This window comes from Vibrio sp. 10N.222.52.C12, assembly GCF_041474215.1.
GTDB classification, from domain to species: Bacteria; Pseudomonadota; Gammaproteobacteria; order Enterobacterales; family Vibrionaceae; genus Vibrio; species Vibrio crassostreae_C.
The window spans coordinates 66,755-84,448 of record NZ_JBFRTR010000091.1 but is presented as its reverse complement, the minus strand read 5'-3'; the positions used below and the strand labels follow the sequence as shown (position 1 = coordinate 84,448).

The 17,694-nt window shown below is 43.7% G+C and carries 9 protein-coding genes; 2 read left to right on the top strand and 7 right to left on the bottom strand.

The window, feature by feature from the left end; all coding sequences use genetic code 11:
* Window positions 1-17 precede the first annotated feature (17 nt).
* The gene (locus tag AB4623_RS16705; RefSeq protein ID WP_372146898.1) at window positions 18-9,851 is read left to right on the top strand and encodes a tandem-95 repeat protein; all 9,834 of its coding nucleotides are present in this window, start codon (window positions 18-20) and stop codon (window positions 9,849-9,851) included.
* 83 nt (window positions 9,852-9,934) lie between these two features.
* Here the strand turns inward: AB4623_RS16705 and AB4623_RS16700 are convergent, their stop codons facing one another.
* Both AB4623_RS16700 and AB4623_RS16695 read right to left on the bottom strand, forming a co-directional pair.
* Window positions 9,935-11,128 (bottom strand): class I SAM-dependent methyltransferase, encoded by a 1,194-nt coding sequence (locus tag AB4623_RS16700; protein WP_017059708.1) that lies wholly within the window; start codon window positions 11,126-11,128, stop codon window positions 9,935-9,937.
* A gap of 128 nt (window positions 11,129-11,256) precedes the next feature.
* Window positions 11,257-12,660: a methyl-accepting chemotaxis protein gene (locus AB4623_RS16695; RefSeq protein WP_017068925.1), complete on the bottom strand. Its 1,404-nt coding sequence runs from the start codon at window positions 12,658-12,660 to the stop codon at window positions 11,257-11,259.
* 88 nt (window positions 12,661-12,748) lie between these two features.
* Between AB4623_RS16695 and yccX the strand changes: the two genes are divergently transcribed.
* The gene (gene yccX, locus AB4623_RS16690; RefSeq protein WP_017059706.1) at window positions 12,749-13,036 is read left to right on the top strand and encodes an acylphosphatase; all 288 of its coding nucleotides are present in this window, start codon (window positions 12,749-12,751) and stop codon (window positions 13,034-13,036) included.
* Between the two features lie 59 nt (window positions 13,037-13,095).
* Here the strand turns inward: yccX and AB4623_RS16685 are convergent, their stop codons facing one another.
* The 5 genes from AB4623_RS16685 to AB4623_RS16665 all read right to left on the bottom strand — a co-directional run bounded on the left by AB4623_RS16685 (window position 13,096) and on the right by AB4623_RS16665 (window position 17,625).
* Window positions 13,096-13,425: a TusE/DsrC/DsvC family sulfur relay protein gene (locus tag AB4623_RS16685; RefSeq protein WP_017057205.1), complete on the bottom strand. Its 330-nt coding sequence runs from the start codon at window positions 13,423-13,425 to the stop codon at window positions 13,096-13,098.
* 160 nt (window positions 13,426-13,585) lie between these two features.
* Window positions 13,586-14,251: a Bax inhibitor-1/YccA family protein gene (locus AB4623_RS16680; protein ID WP_017057206.1), complete on the bottom strand. Its 666-nt coding sequence runs from the start codon at window positions 14,249-14,251 to the stop codon at window positions 13,586-13,588.
* A 282-nt stretch (window positions 14,252-14,533) separates the two neighbouring features.
* Window positions 14,534-15,298, bottom strand: coding sequence for an amino acid ABC transporter ATP-binding protein (locus AB4623_RS16675; RefSeq protein WP_017059704.1), 765 nt, complete (start codon window positions 15,296-15,298; stop codon window positions 14,534-14,536).
* Window positions 15,299-15,320: 22 nt separating this feature from the next.
* Window positions 15,321-16,418, bottom strand: coding sequence for an amino acid ABC transporter permease (locus tag AB4623_RS16670; RefSeq protein ID WP_017059703.1), 1,098 nt, complete (start codon window positions 16,416-16,418; stop codon window positions 15,321-15,323).
* Window position 16,419: 1 nt separating this feature from the next.
* Entirely contained in the window at window positions 16,420-17,625 is a 1,206-nt protein-coding gene (locus AB4623_RS16665; RefSeq protein WP_017063829.1) for an amino acid ABC transporter permease, read from the bottom strand.
* Window positions 17,626-17,694 lie beyond the last annotated feature (69 nt).

Genomic DNA, 17,694 nt, shown 5'->3' with positions numbered 1-17,694 from the left:
ACTTGACGGTGACGCCAGTGAATGATGCGCCGGAGCTGACAGGCGATCTGTTGGGTGAAATGGATGAAGCAGGCAGCTACACCATCACGGCGGCAGATCTTGGCTACACGGACGTTGACGATACGGACACAGGCGTGAGCTTCACGGTCAGCAACGTGAGTAACGGCACAATCTTAGTGAACGGCGTCGCGTCGAGCAGCTTTACGGTGGCGCAGTTGGCGGCGGGTAAAGTGACGTTTAAACATGACGGCAGCGAAACCACGTCGGCGTCTTTCGATATTAACGTTGAAGACGGCAACGAAGATGGCAGCACACCGGTAGACAGCACGTTCAACTTGACGGTGACGCCAGTCAACGATGCGCCTGTAGCCATCAGTGATTCTTACAAAAACGTTCAAGAAACCATATTGCTCACTGAGTCATTCGAAAATATGGCAAACCCAGCGGGTTGGACGGTTGTTTCTAAAGACCCATCAGAGGTATGGGACTTTACTAATGGTATAGAGATTGAGCGAGACGGCTTAATTGTTGATGCTACCGACGGTGATTTTTACGCAGAGCTAGACCCACATAAAAACACGGTGATGACGACATCAATTGATACGTCGGATCAAGACTCTTTGAGGGTAGAGTTCGATTATAACCCTCGCCAAGACGGCAACTCGTCGTCTGATATGACTTTTACTGTTGGGAATACAACTATTACGCTGCATGCGGATGGAACAGTGACTGCTCCAGAAGGCATTTCTGTAACACTAGATGGTCCGGATAACAAAGGTTGGTATGAAGCAAATGCTGAGTTTGATGTTAGTAGTGATGCTACTTTAATCGCTTTTGCTGGTGCGGGTAAATCTGATTCGCTTGGTGCGTTCATCGATAACATTACAGTTACCGGAATAGATGCACCCAAACTCATAACGGAAGAAGATCAGGCTCTTACTATTAGTGGTAGTGAGCTGCTAGCCAATGATTTCGATGTTGATGGGGATGACATAACCATTTTTTCTGTCAACGCAACCGATGCTACAAACGGTTCTGTTCAGCTGATAGATGGCAATGTCGTGTTTGAACCTAACCAAGACTTCAATGGTGAAGCGACTTTCGAATACACCATTGTTGATACTCATGGTGAAAAAAGCACTACGACAGTGACCGTTAATGTAACACCAGTAAATGATGACCCTATCGCGAACGATGATTCAAGAGAATTAGGTGATAACCTGATCGTCAATGGTAGCTTTGAAGACTATGAATCGGTATCAAATGCCGGTTGGGGTTCTCGAATCGACCAACTAGATGGTTGGTCCTACGATGCAAGAACTGGTGCTTTAGATTCAGTTCAAGAAGGCTATGCTGTTGATGAAACAGACGGCGATCGTATGATTGATATGGAAGGTAACGGTGACAATGTAACCCTTACCCAACAAATTCAAGGTGTGGAAAGCGGTACCCTATACCAACTGTCTTTTGATACGGCAATGTACGAAAGATTGCCGAGTGCTGAGCTTGAGGTCATTTGGAACGGCGAAGTCATTGCTACGATCACCCCTGAAAGCAACATAATGCAAACTCAGTTATTGGAATTATTAGGTGGTAGTGGAGATGGTTCAAATACCCTTTCATTTAGAGAAGTTGGTACTGAAGGCGACAAGAGTGGGACTTATCTAGACAATATCAAATTTCAAAAAGTGATTAAAAGCCTTCAGACACAAGAAGATATAACTCTCGATATCCCTAGTAGCGAGTTACTTTCGAATGATTCTGACGTTGATGGTGATACGTTAATTATTTTAGATAGTTTAGTGATTGATCCAACATACGGTCAGGTTGAGTTAATTGAGCTACAAGATGGTTCTCAAACCGTTCGTTACACTCCAGCGGATGACTTCAATGGTATCGCTACGTTTACTTACACAGTTTCTGACGGTAAAGGTGGTACTGATACCGCCGTGGTTACGATTAATGTCACTCCAGAAAATGATGCCCCAATATTTGTCAAAGATGGAGTGCCGATTGGCGATACTGATCAAATAAGCGTATCGACTAAAGAGGATAACTCTGTATCTGGTAAGGTTACTGCAACTGATATTGACGACACTGACCTGACTTACACGGTGAGCCAACCTACAAACGGTAGTGTTGAGATCGACCCTGAAACTGGCGAGTGGAAGTACACTCCGAACAACGAGTTTGATGGAGATGATTCATTTGTTGTTACCGTGTCGGACGGTAACGGTGGTACAGATACGGTTGTAGTGAATGTTGATGTATTACCTGTCGCCGAGCTAACTGTTAAGGCAGGCCAACCAGTGACAGAAGCAGAAGAAGCGTTCCTATCTTTTGAAATCAACCTAGATGAGCTTGTCTCTGAGAACGTTGGTCTTGCTCTTACACTAGGGGCGGCAGGGGATTCTGCAACTAAAGGTGTCGATTACGAAGACAATATTTACGTTAAAGATGGACAAGATTATAAAGCGCTTTCAGAGCAGGAGCTTGCCGATCTAATTATTGCTAGCGGCTCGGGTAGCTTAGAAGTCTTCATCAAGGTTCTTGATGATAAATTGCTTGAGGGTGAAGAGACTGTAACCCTAAAAGCTAGCTCAACTAGCGAGTTTGTTGAAAATGACAAACAGGACTCAGATACAGCTAAGATTGTCGATGAGACAGACACAAATGATAAAGATACCGTTACAGTTGGGCTGACTGGTCCCGATTCAGTTATTGAGGGTGATAAGACAAGCCCATTTACGATTACGCTAAGTGAGCAAGTGCCTGAAGATAGTGTGGTTACTCTTCAGTACTCTTACACAAACGCGAGCAATGAAGATATTGTTGAAGTTATAACTGTAAACGTAGACGCAAATACAAATACAGCGACCTTTGAGATTCAAACTGAACAAGACAACGAATACGAAGTCGGACAAGAGTTTAACGTTAGTGTTGTATCCGTAACTCAAGATGGTACCGATGTATTTGAGAAGCTAGATACGTCTAGCGCTGATAAAAATGTAGCTATTGACGACAGCCATGATAACCCGCCAAAAGCTGAAGACTTCTCTATTTCTCTCAATGCAGATGGCTCTTCGCAAGTTATTTTCGATACCGGAATGGGAGCTATCGAAGGAGATGGTACAGACCATATTTCTGATGACGAAGATGATAACGATAATGACGCAGATACAAATCTCGGTGTGATCATCACAGAGCTACCTGATTCAGGAACTCTTTACTATGTCGATGGTAATAACAAGGTTGAAGTGGTAGTTGGGCAGACGTATGCAGATCCTAACAACATCGTTTATGAAGATGACCAAGAATCAACAGGCTTCTTCTTAGGTGTTGATGATACATCCACATTAGATAAAGGCCCTCATAGCACTGCAGAGTTTCATAACTGGGGTGATGAAGTAGATGCGTATACTCGCGAACTGAAGTTTGATAATGGTGATGTCGTCACCATTACCTCGGAAGGTCGAAATAACGTTGACGCCAAGCCTTTAGTACAGAACAACAGCCAGCAAGGCCATATGGGTTTCGGTATTGTATCGACTAATCGCGGTATTCACCAAGATGAGGTAATCAACATTGATTTCTCTTCTCGTCCAGCGGACTCAGTAACGGTTGGTCTAAGCGGTTTGGGTGGCTGGTTTGCCCCAAATGCTGATGATAGTGTTCAATCAAGAGCCGAGATTACAGTCACCTTTGATTATGGTAATGGTGTCACAGAAGACAAAACCTTCCTTTATGATGACACCCACAATAATCAAAATGTCACGATTGTCGCTCCTGAAGGTGCTGAGATTGTTTCGGTGGAAGCAAGCACACAAGGACCAGGTAACTGGGAGCTGACTTCTCTTGAAGCTAAGGCGTCAGATTCATTCGAATATAAAGCGGTAGACAGTGATGGTAACGAAAGTGAAGTTAAGACAGTTACTATCGATAAGTCTGGTGACCTGAATGCGAATAACGATCCGCAAGGCTTCGAAGTTAAACTGGGTGAGTTCAGTGAAGACAACGACTCTCCATGGTCGGCTGAAGGTGCTGAGCTGAGTGCCAGCTTCAATGGCCAAGATAAAGACTTTGCACACAGCGGTATTAAGATTGGTGTTGCCGGCAAAGTGGGTGGATTGGGTGCTCAGATTGAATATGATCGTGCAGAACAGCAATCTGAGAAGTTTGAAATCAATTTAGATAGCCCTGCGACTCAGTTTACATTTTCAGTATCTAACTTGTTTAAAAACGAAGGTAATGACGGTGATTTCACTGATAACCATGAACAAGGCAGTTGGGTAGCGTACCTCAATGGCGTAGCGGTTGCAGGTGATACGTTTATTGCTGAAGACGGTAACAATAAAGGTACTTACGAAATAACACCGCTTACTCCTGATGGTACGCCAATCGCATTTGATACTGTGGTATTTGAAGCAACTGAGTATTCCAACCAAGCAACGCATGATAATGATGCGTCAGATTACTTCCTAACTGGTTTTAAAGCCTCTAGTGAAGGCGCATATGCAGTGAATCAAGGCGGCATTCTTGAGATTCCAACATCGAAGCTTGCTGGCATTATCGGTTCTGAGCTTCTAAATAACGATATCGATTCAGATGGCGACAATCTACGTATTACCTATGTATACGGTGAAACGGAAGGTAATGCGTATATCAAAGACGGCATCGTATACTTTGATTTAACTGGCGATGATTTTGTCGGTGAAACAACGTTTAAATATCAGGTTACTGATGATAATGGCCAAATCGCGAGTGCTGAAGTTAATGTTATCGTCAACCCTTTACCGACTCCTTCTAGTGTTGCGTCTGTAGACCTGCTAGCAGACTCAGTAGTTGAAGGTGATGATCTTGGCTTTAAAGTAATTCTGGATTCAAGTGCACTTGTTGAGTCTGTATTGGACGTTACTTTTGGTAAGAACACGGATGCTGCGAATGATTCGGGTGAAGAAAAAGATCTCGACTTGAGTCAGGTTCGTTTTACTAATGGCGTCACCTATGATCAGCAAAGTGGAAAACTGATTGTCCCAATTGGAGTGAAGGACTTTGCAATCTTGATTCCGACAATTGATGACAGTCTCCATGAGATCGCTGAAACCTACACCGTGACTGTTGATGGTGAATCTGCAGTGGGCAGCATTACTGATAACGATGAAGCTCCAACTATCGATACAGTGAGCAACGCGGTTAATCCAAATAATGAACAAGTAATTGAAGGCGATGTAGCTGTCTTCACCGTGAACCTAGTTAGCACAAGCAGTCAAGAGACTCGATTTGATTGGTCGTTAAACTCCGGTTCAGCTGAGCTCGGTGATAACAAAGATTTCACCAACAACGTAGAGTTCACTGAGGGCGTGACGCTTGTTAATGGTCAGCTTGTTGTGCCTGCGGGAGTAACGTCGTTTGACATCAAGGTACCAACTAACGATGACGGCATTGATGAGTTAAATGAGAGTTTCACGCTCGAAGTGGGTGGCAAGCAAGGTATTGCAACGATCATCGATAATGATGAAGCACCGCAAGCACAGGACTCACATGTCATTGGCGATGAGGCACAAGCCCAAGGTTCATCGATTACGTTTGAGTGGGCCGATTTCAACGTTTCTGATGCAGATTCTAGTGAATTGTCGATTGTTATCACTAGTGCTCCAGGCGCGGGTGATATGTATCTGTACAACGAATCTACTGATGAATGGGTTCTGTTAAATACTGAAACGATTGGCACAGGAGTATCAGTAAGCCAAGAGCAGGTTGAACAAGGTTTCTTGATATTCAACCCAGTAAGCTATGAATCTAGTACGTCAATGTCTGATGAAGAGAATGTAGTAACTGGTAATAATCAACAAGATTATGCTGAGTTTAACTACCACAGTTCGGACGGCATCAACACCAGCTCTAGCACGACGATGTCGATTGATATTCGCCCTGATACGACGCTTGCCAAGTTAGTAGTAGATACACCAAATGTAGATTTAGATGAAGGTTTTAAGTTAGAGCAATGGGAGAACCTAGACTTTGATTACAACAATGGTAGCGGTGTCGCTCCGGACGTTGTTGAACAAGCTATCGAGTCTGCAGGTGCTGCCAACACTTCAGAAGTCACACAGACGCCAGACTTTGGCACTCAGAACTCTCCAGCTATCGAAAACATTTCGAGCAAACTTACTGGTTTGGTATTCCTAGTTGCTGGTGAGTCATACGTGTTTAGTGGTCATGCAGATGATTCATTTAGACTTGAAGTCGGTGGTGAAACCATGGCCTCTCAAACTTGGGGTGGAGGTGGTACCTATGAGTCTTCAGCCTTTGTACCATCGGCATCAGGTTGGTACACAATTACTGCATTCCACGACAACGAGGCTGGTCCAGGTAATGCCACTATCAGTGTCGCAGTTGGTGGCAATGAACCCGTAGACTTTAACACGGACAACTTTGATATTGTTCCTGATGTAAGTTCGCTTGAGGATAAAGTTAATATCGGGACACAGGTTGAACATGAATCCTTAGAGGGTGGTTATTACCCAGCGTTCGATATTAATGAAGGGCTGGAAGATACCTTTATCAATGTCTCTAAGATCACTACGCAGCTTGTTGATACCGATGGTTCAGAGACGTTGAGACTCGTCGTGTCTGGTTTACCTGAAGGTTCAATTGTTAAACTTGGAGATCAGGAGCTTGTTGTTAATGCTGATGGTGAAGTTGATATATCTGCTTGGTTAACATCAAATGGTACTGCCGAAACAGTGCTCGCTGATCTGATGATTCAGGTTGATGAGCCAGGCACTTATAGCGTTAAGGTTGAAGCTATTTCAGACGAGATTGTCGGCGATACCAGTGAGATTTCGAATGGGGCCTTCGAGCTAATTGTCCATCCAGTACCTGTTGGACCAGATGCTGAAAGTAAGGAAGCCTTTGGACAGGAAGATACTATTTTAGTGCTATCGATTGATGATTTTGGGATTGAGTCTGGCAACGATGTAGTGATAACTCATCAACCACTCGATGGAGCGTTGGTGATTAACCTTGGCACTGATCAAGAGCCAAATTGGCAGCCACTAAACTCGAATCAGATTACATCGGCTCAATTAACTTCAGGCGTGATTGGCTTTAATCCGGATATTAACGAATCTGGTTATGACGGCTTTAATGTTGATGGTGTAGGCAATAAATCGAATGACTACGCTGAAATTAAGTTCAAGGCTGTAAACGAGAATGGTACGTCAGAAGAACATACGCTTACGGTAGATATTACGCCTGTGGCTGATGCTCCTGTTGTTACTATTACTATTGGTGATTTGAAAACAATTCGAGTGGAACCTAGCTTCGATACATCTGACGAACAGGCCGTTAAAGATCTATTTAATAATGGCACTCTACTAGAAATGGGTAACACGGGTAATATTGTTGAGGGACTCACCTCAAGTGGAGACGTGATTAATAACGCTGATACTACTGATGATCGTACTGACAAAGATGATTTGTTTATAGCGAAAGATCAGCGCAATCCAGATGATGTAGCATTGTCTCCTGTCCACTTTGTCGGTGATGTATCGGCGGGTACACAGGGAAGTGATACATTTATAGGAAGCGCTTATAACGACCACTTTGACGGAGGTATAGGCTCGATCGATGATCTTAACCAAGTAGACAGTGTTATTTATACAGGGGACATATCAGACTACGTTTTACGTTGGTTCCCTGCTGATGATCATAGTGAAGTTCCATATTGGATTGTCGAAGACAAACGTTTCATTGATACGGCCGACCAAGTAGGTGCTAGTGATAAAGAAGCTGGTGATCACCTTTATGAGATAGAGCAGATTGTATTCAAAGATACTATCGTGAGTTTGGACAATGAATCTGGCACTTATCAAATTCTAGAAGAGCAAGTTCTACCGATTGATGTGTCAGTTGCGCTTGTTGATGTCGATGGAAGCGAGACCTTAAGCGACAAAGTTGAACTAACCGGGATTCCTTCAGGGTTGAAGCTAGAAATAGATGGAGAGGCTGTAGAGCCAGTCTCATCTGAGAATGGTGTTGCAACTTATGAGTTAGATATTGATGCTGCAGGTAACGTTCTTGGAGATGTACAGATTCGAGTACCTTCTGATTATCAAGGCGACCTAGACTTTGAACTTAAGGCTACAGCAACTTCGGTTGAAGTGGATGGTACTTCACAGGACAGTTATGCCACATCTTCTGCATCAGTCCGCAATCACAGTATATTAATGGGTGAGAGTGGATCTGATAACATCATTACTGATGAAAACAGTAACATTGTCATCGGCGATACATCAGGCTTGCAAATTATCCCAGGGCAGGATTACAACATCGCGTTTATTTTCGACACTTCCGGTAGTATGAAGGGTACGATTGCCGACGCTAAGCCTGAATTGCAGGCGGCATTTGATAAGTTAGTTGAAAGTGCAGGCGGTGAAAACTCAGGTACTGTGAACGTGCTGCTAACACAATTTGAAACTAATGCGTCTCATGTCATTAGTATCGATTTGAGTTCAGCTCACCCTAAAACTCAGTTTGAGAACGCCCTCAACACGATAATTGATGACAACTCAGGACGAACCAACTATGAGGCTGGCTTCGATTCTGCGATAGACTGGTTTAATTCACTACCAGATAATGACGCGACTAATCATTCGTTCTTTATCACTGATGGTGAAATTAACCAAGCAACACAGGATGATTTGGACGATGATGAACTTGATCAGTTCTGGATGTATGCGGATAAATCTAAGGGTGAAGCTCTAAGCTTACAAGATATCCTTGGTTCCGATTTTGACTTAGCATCTTTACAGCCATCAGGAAGCATAGAAGTAAATGGTGTTAAGGTTGTTGAATATGACAATGGTCATGGCCATAACCATGCGCACGTATATTCACCTTATCTAGATAACAATGGTAATCGTGTTAGGCTTGGTAAGTTGAAAATTGATGGTAATGAGCTTGTATTTAGGGATAAATACAGCGCTTCCGATACAGGCAGCAATAAGGTGACCCCACAAGCCGTTCATATGTTTAATATTTTAGCTGGCTTGTCTGCGGTACAGGCTATTGGCCTTGGTGGTAATGTCGACAAAGACACGTTAGAAATGTTTGATACAGACAAAGTGGTTGACCACAACATCAAAGTAGAAGACCTTGCTGAAGCAATCGCTGGTGATACGGTACAGGCTGTTCCAGGAGAAGATACGATAACCGCACAAAGTGGTGATGACATATTGTTTGGTGATCAGCCAGTGCTGTTTGCTGATGACGGTTTGACAGAGCTAACGCTCCAAGAATACGTAGCTCAAAAACTCAGTTCGGGTTTAGCTGACGTTGATGCTAAGACGATTCATGATTACGTCACTAGTCACAAAGAAGAGTTCGGTACTGCTTCAGAAAACGATGCTGATGATGAATTGTCAGGTGGTGAGGGTAACGATATCTTGTATGGTCAAGGTGGAGATGACACTTTAGATGGTGGCTTGGGTGACGACTTCTTATTTGGCGGAGAAGGCAGCGATACATTGACCGGTGGGGAAGGAGCAGATTTATTCGCCTGGTTAGACGGAGACTTAGATGGAAGCGCTGATGTCATCAAAGATTTTGATGTGAATGAAGGCGATAAAATTGACCTTTCTGAACTATTTGAAGAGTTAGACTCAAGTGAAATCGATTCTCTTTTAGGTGATATTAAAGACTCAGTCTCATCTAATGGTAATGGTGGTTCTGTTGTTACCGTTACTAAAGGTGGTGATTCAGTATCGATTGAGTTTGAGGGAGTAGCGACGGATGACCTAGCCAACTACTTGTTTGACCAAAGTGGTCTAAAGTATACCGATGGGTAAATGAAAAGACCGAAGCATAAGCTTCGGTCTCTTGTCCAAACATAAACCACCTTTATATAAGGTGGTTTTATTTTTTGTGGCTATTATAAAACCTTACAAGCAAAGCCTTTCAGGTAGAAACCTTCTGGGTAGGCAGTGTCTGTTAGGTGGTCGGCTGCTTGTTCGAAGCGTTCTACGAATTTAACAGTGCGGCCTGCATCTAATGCTGCATCAGCAATGATTTTTTGGAACAAATCAGTACCCATTAAGCCAGAGCAAGAGTAGGTGAGTAGAGTGCCACCTGGTTTCAGGATTTGCATCGCAAGCATGTTAACGTCTTTGTAGCCGTTAGCGCCTGAAGTTAGGTTATTCTTGCTTGAAACAAACTTTGGTGGGTCCATGATCACTACGTCAAACTTAGTGCCTTGATCACGGTACTCACGAAGCAGTTTGAAAACGTCAGCGTTTAGGAATACAGCGCGCTTTTTCGAGATATCAAACTCATTAAGTTCAGCGTTGAATTTAGCGGTATCAAGAGCAAGTTGAGATACGTCAGCGTTGATAACACGCTTCGCGTCGCCTTTAAGTGCGTAAAGGCCAAAGCCACCTGTATATGAGAAACAGTTAAGGACATCTTTGCCTTTAACGTACTTCATCGATTCTTTGCGGCTATCACGTTGGTCCATGTAGAAGCCTGTTTTGTGGCCTTCCATAATGTTCACGCTGATTTTAACGCCATTTTCTTCAATCACGATAGATTTTGGTGGCTCTTCACCATGAAGAACGCCGACAACTTGTTCTAGGCCTTCTTTCTTACGAACTGCCACGTCTGAACGCTCGTAGATGTTGCAGTCAGGGAAGCACTCGATTAACGCTTCAACCAATACGCTTTTGTTAAACTCAGCGCCAGCACTTAGCAGTTGGCAAACAAGAAAGTCTTGGTATTTGTCGATTGTGATACCTGGTAAGCCATCAGACTCTGCGGCCGTTAGGCGGTAGCCCGTTAGACCATCACGTTCGATAATGTCTTCTCGTAAAGACTGTGCGTCTTGAATTCGTTTTACGAAGAACGCCTTGTTGATCTCTTCTTTTTCAAATGTCCAAACACGAGCTCGAATTTGAGATTCTGGTGAGTAAGCCGCTTTTGCAAGCCACTGACCATTTTGAGCATATACGTCTACAGTTTCACCTTGTTTTGGTTCGCCTTCGACCTTATCGATACCGCGTGAAAATACCCAAGGGTGTTTGCGGCGTAGTGATTTATCTCGGCCTTTAGCTAGATGAATTGAAGGAGTCATAATTTACTCTGTTTGTTGAATTTGAAGGAGGGGTATTGTCGGGGAAGTGCAGGTGAAAAGCAAATAAGAAAGGGCTGCAGAAGCAGCCCTAGTAATGATTAATCAACACATTGTGGTGGATATCAGTATTAAGCTTTAAGACCTGTCAGCAAACCTTCCATCGTATCGCTTTGTTTACGAAGTTGGTCAACATTGGAATTACTCTTACTGATCATCTCGCAGATACTGTCTGACTGATGACGAATCTCTTCAACACTCTGTGCAATGTTGTCAGCGACTACGCCTTGTTCTTCAGCCGCGGTAGCAATTTGAGTGCTGCTATCTGAAATAGACTGGTTTTTTTCCGCTAATGAACCGATCTCGACGTTCACTTCTGACATCAGTGTTTGGCCTTCGTTAGCATTGTTCACCGTGACTTCCATCAGCTTGGTCAGTGATTGACTGTTACGTTGTAATGATTCAATCATGCTTTGGATTTCAACCGTTGCTTGCTGAGTACGACCGGCAAGGGCACGAACTTCATCGGCAACAACAGCAAATCCACGACCTTGCTCGCCAGCACGTGCGGCTTCGATAGCTGCGTTCAACGCTAACAGGTTAGTCTGTTCAGAAATACCGTTGATGGTTGTGACTACTTCATCGATCTGCGCCGCGTTGGCATCCAGTTCTTCTACTGCTTGTGAAGCGGACTGGATCTCTTGAGATAGGCTAGAGATAGACTCCAGTGTATTTGAAACCTTGACTTGACCGCTCTGAGCAACGCCGCGAGCGTCCATCGTTTGTGAGCTAGACTCATGAGCAAGAGTCGCGACTTCGCGAATGGTAGCCGCCATTTGTTCCGTTGCACTTGCTAAGCTATTCAGGTGTTCTTGTTGGTTACCTGAGATGTCTGAACTTTGTTGTGTTGACTGGTTCAAGTCCGAGCTGATCTGCTGCATGAGAGCGACAGACTCTTGGATTGATAGAACCATGTTTTGTTCACGCTCCGCAACTTTATCGATTGTAATCGCGATTTCACTGAACTCGTCACGAACTAAGAAGTAGTTCATGCGGCAAGTTAAGTCGCCATTCGCAAGCGTGTTCAGAGCTTTGTTCATAGAGAACATCGCGCCGCCAATAAAGGTCATGATGTAGTAAACACCTAGTGCGATAAGCGTTAGGGTTACAGCGATGATAGAAACCTGAGTCGTCGATAGAGCAGACCAAAGGTTTTGGTCATGGTTAGCAACTAGGCTGAACGCTCCATTCATCACTGAAACAGAACCAGCACCGTAGCCTAAAGAGATGGTTTCAGAGCTGCTGACAAGCTGAGCTACTTGATCTTTAGTGAGTTGACCCGCTTCGATAAGCCCTTTCATCAAGAGCATTTCTTCTTGATAAAGGTGAGCAAGTAAAGAGTCCGCGGCACTATCTAAAACGAGAGTTAATATAACCAGGGCGAGAAGAGGCAATAAGAAGAGTAGATAGAACTTTTCTTGGATTTTTAGGTGAATGAGATATTTGTCAATCCAACGAAATGGGATTTCTTTCATAATCGTTATACTCGAAGTAAGTCCACCAATAAGCGGTGAATGAATAGAAACTCGACTATATCATTCATATAATTTATGAGGCAACGTTATGGAAAGTTCACAATATATTTTTGTCGTGTCAGGCGTAGTTCAATGTGTTGGGTTCCGTTACCACACCAGTAGGCAGGCGCAAGCTATGGGTCTCTCAGGTTATGCAAAGAACTTAAATGATGGTCGAGTTGAAGTGTTAGTTGTCGGAGAGAGTCAGCAAATTGAGAAGTTACATGCTTGGCTCTATATTGGCCCTTCGAGCGCAACAGTAGACAACGTTGTGATGCATCAAGTTAAAGATAGTGAGCGCCAAGACGTACGCATAGGGGCGTTTAAAATACTGTAGTTGTAGCACTACAGTATTTTATATTGAACGTAACTTAATGACCTAAAGCGGGTTAGGTTTTACAAGCACTTTGCTGGTTTAGGTAAACCGGCGAGCTTGGTCGCTTGTTTTGCAGGGCCTTTTTTGAATAACTTGAAAAGGTACTTACTATTGCCTTTTTCTGGGCCGTGAGCTTTTTCCATTGCTTTAACGAGCATGCGAACCGCTGGTGAGGTGTTGAACTCTTCGTAAAAGCTCCTTACAAAATGTACGACTTCTAAGTGTGCATCTGTAAGTTCAATCGCCTCGTCTTGAGCAAGAATTTCAATCATGCCTTCTTCCCATTGCGTGTAATCCAATAGGTAGCCTTGAGCGTCGGTTTCGATTTGCTTGCCGTTATATTCAAACATGTTTAATCCAGAATCCAATTAACTATGCGGATAGGGTACATGACCAAGTTTGTCTTTCTCAACAGAAATTGTAGCTATCCAATGAAATATCGTACTTATAGATACAAAAAAGCCCAAGAGGTAGGCTCTTGGGCTAGATATTCTTCAATGATGGGAACGATTAGTCGTCGCTGCCCATGATGCCTAGGATGCTTAGTAGGCTGATGAAGATGTTGTAGATCGATACGTACAAGCTGATCGTTGCAGAGATGTAGTTTGTTTCACCGCCACGAATGATGTTTTGCGTTGTAAGCAAGATAACACCAGTCGAGAACAGGATGAACATACCGCTCATTGCCAATGATAGTAGAGGCATTTGTAGGAAGATGTTTGCAACCATACCTACAAGTAGTACTACGAAACCCGCTAATAGCATGCCATTAAGGAACGACAGGTCACGCTTAGTTGTTAGTGCGTAAGCTGATGCGCCCATAAACGCCAGTGCTGTACCGCCAAGTGCAGTTAGGATGACATCACCCATGCCTGCGCCAACGTACATGTTTAAGATTGGACCGATGGTGTAGCCTAAGAAACCTGTAAATAGGAATGTGAAGACTAGACCCATGCTGTTGTCACGGTTCTTTTCTGTTAGGAAAAGTAGGCCGTAGAAGCCAACTAGCATGATAATAAGACCCGGGCGAGGAAGGTTCATCGCCATGGATACGCCTGCTACAACAGCAGACCAAAGTAGTGTCATAGACAGTAATGCGTAGGTGTTACGCAACACTTTATTGGTTTGCAGAGCACTTTCTTGAGATGCTGTGCGTGAAAACATAGGGCTGTTCATAATCTTCCTCGTAAGGTGACTTCAATAGTTATTAGTACATTTATGGGGGTGAAAGTTCGAAAAATCAAGTCTCTCATTCCTCTTGTATACGTAAAATAATAATCAAAATAGTCGGTTAAGTGTTTCTCAAGGTGTAACAAAGTATTTCTTAAAGTGCAGTTAAGGTTCGTTGTTCAATTTTAATCGCACTGAATCGCTGTTTATAATCTTGAAAAACTAATTATAACACTGAAAACAAAGAGGCGACCTAAGCCGCCTCTGTAGTTTATGCATCATAACACATTAGTGGTGTAAGATTTGGCTTAAGAAGTTCTGCGTTCTGTCTGATTGTGGGTTTTCAAAGAAATCGACAGGGTTGTTCTCTTCTATGATTTCACCGGCATCCATGAAGATAACGCGATCCGCGACCTCTTTAGCAAAGCCCATCTCGTGCGTTACACAAAGCATCGTCATGCCTTCTTCTGCAAGCTCAACCATTACGTCTAACACCTCACGAACCATTTCTGGATCGAGCGCCGACGTTGGCTCATCAAACAGCATCACTTGAGGGTTCATACACAAAGAGCGAGCGATAGCTACACGCTGCTGTTGACCACCTGAAAGCTGACCTGGGAACTTGTCCGCTTGCTCAGGGATTTTTACGCGCTCTAGGTACTTCATTGCAATCGCTTCGGCTTCTTCTTTTGGCATCTTTTTGACCCAGATTGGAGCCAGAGTACAGTTCTCTAATACCGTCAGATGTGGAAACAGATTGAAGTGTTGGAAACACATGCCGACATCTCTACGCACGGCTTCGATGTTCTTTAGGTCTTCCGTTAATTCATTACCTGAAACGAAGATATGACCTTTTTGGTGCTCTTCTAATCGGTTGATGCAGCGGATCATCGTTGATTTACCAGAGCCTGAAGGGCCACAGATAACGATTTTCTCGCCTTTTTTAACTTCTAAATTGATGTTCTTAAGTACGTGGAATTCACCGTACCACTTGTTCATGTCTTTCAACTCGATCATAAGACCTTGAGAGTTGTTTTCTGTCTGCTGCGTCATAATACGTCCTTGATCTTGTTAATTATCGTTTGTGACCGGTGTGAAGTCTGTTTTCTAGCCATATCGAATATCTCGACATGCCAAAACAAAACACCCAGAACACTAACGCGACAAATACATAACTTTCTGTTGAATACCCAAGCCATTCAGGGTCGGTATTCGCGGCTTGGCCAATTCCTAGTACATCAAACATACCAATAATCAAAACAAGACTGGTATCTTTAAACAAACCAATGAAGGTGTTCACAATTGAAGGAATCGTGATTTTAAGAGCTTGAGGTAGAATGATAAGCCCAGTCTTTTTCCAGTAGCTTAACCCCAGAGCATCAGCTGCTTCGTATTGGCCTTTTGGTATTGCTTGTAGACCACCTCGAATTACTTCGGCCATGTAGGCTGCACTGAATAGAACTACCCCTACAAGTGCTCGAATGAGCTTATCGGTTTCTGTCCCTTCTGATAAAAAGAGTGGCAGCATTACTGAAGCCATGAATAGAACTGTAATGAGCGGTACGCCACGCCAAATTTCGATGTATACGGTACACATACTGCGAATGATCGGCATCTCTGAGCGACGCCCAAGAGCAAGTGCAACACCAATAGGGAGTGACACTACAATACCAACAAGTGCGATGACCAGTGTAACCAATAGGCCGCCCCATTTATGGGTATCAACAACTTCTAACCCAAAGACGCCACCGTATAGCAAGCCGGCAATGATAAATGGGTAGATGTTGACGAAGAACAACCAAATCCACGTACGTTTAGGTGTTTTTTCATAAGCCAGTAAGGCTACAAAAATGGCCAACGTTGCGTAGAAGAGGCGAGGTCGCCACAGTTCAGCTTCTGGGTAGAAGCCATACATGAATTGGTCCCAACGAACGCTGATAAAAACCCAACAAGCGCCTTCGCTAGTACAGGCATCGCGTGTGGTTCCTATCCAGTCGGCACTGATGAATGCCCAATCCGCTATTGCCCATAATAGGGTGAAAGCAAAGTAAGCAAGAATCACAGTGACGACGCTGTTAATAGGTCCATTAAATAGATTTTTTCTTAACCAACCGACTGGCCCAACGGTATTCGCTGGAGGCGGAAGATCAGGTTGAAATTGATGTGTACTCATCTTATCTCTCCACCAACGCTACTTTGCGGTTGTATATGTTCATTAGAGCGGACGTTAATAGGCTCAAGGTTAGGTAGACGCCCATTGTCATCGCGATTACTTCGATAGCTTGTCCAGTTTGGTTAAGTGTTGTTCCTGCAAATACAGAGACAAGATCAGGATAACCAATGGCCATCGCAAGTGATGAGTTTTTGGTCAGGTTTAGATACTGACTGGTTAGTGGTGGGATAATGATTCTTAATGCTTGTGGAATAATGACAAGCTTTAGAGTTCTAGAACGTGGGATGCCTAGAGACATCGCAGCCTCAGTTTGCCCATGGTTTACCGCGTTAATACCTGAACGAACAATCTCAGCAATGAACGCTGCTGTATAGATACTTAAAGCGAGCATCAATGCAGCAAGCTCAGGGATTATCGTAACACCACCCTTGAAGTTAAACCCTTTCAACACAGGGTAATCTGCAGAGATAGGCATGCCCATAACAAAGTAAGTTATCAACGGTAAGCCTAAAATCAACGCAGCTGCAATTCGCAACATCGGTGTTTGTTGGCCGGTCAGTTTCTGTCTGTTCTTAGCCCAGATGTTGATAATAAACGTAGCGATAATACCGACAATCAATGATGCGATGACAATGCTACTGCCTTGCTCAAAGACTGGAGCAGGGAAGTACAACCCGCGTACGTTCAAGAAAATTGCTTCACCTAGACTCATACTTTGACGAGCAGAAGGCAAGGCTTGTAGAACGGCGAAATACCAGAAAAAGATTTGTAATAGCAGAGGGATATTTCGGAATATCTCAATGTAGACAGCTGCAAATCGGCTAACTAGCCAGTTTGAAGAGAGTCTAGCGATACCCATACTAAAGCCCAGCACTGTCGCTAGCATGATGCCGAGTACTGAAACCAAAGCGGTATTGAGAAGACCGATAAAGAATGTACGACCGTATGAGTAGGTCTCGTCGTATTCAATCAGTGTTAAGCCGATACCAAAACCAGCTTCTTGTGAGAGAAAATCAAAACCAGTGGTGATACCACGGGAATCTAAGTTTGTGAGTGCATTATTTACAATCGTGTAAAAGAAAGCACAAAGCGCCCCGACGGCGATAATTTGGAAAATGATGGAGCGAAAAGTGGGGTTGTAAAATAAGTTGGCACTTTTAGGCTGTGGCTTTGCCTGAGCTGGAGAAATAGTTTCATTAGGTTTCATACTACTATAACCTCAAATCCATTTAATAAATAGGGCGGAAAACTCCGCCCTAATTGATGCTTGAAAATT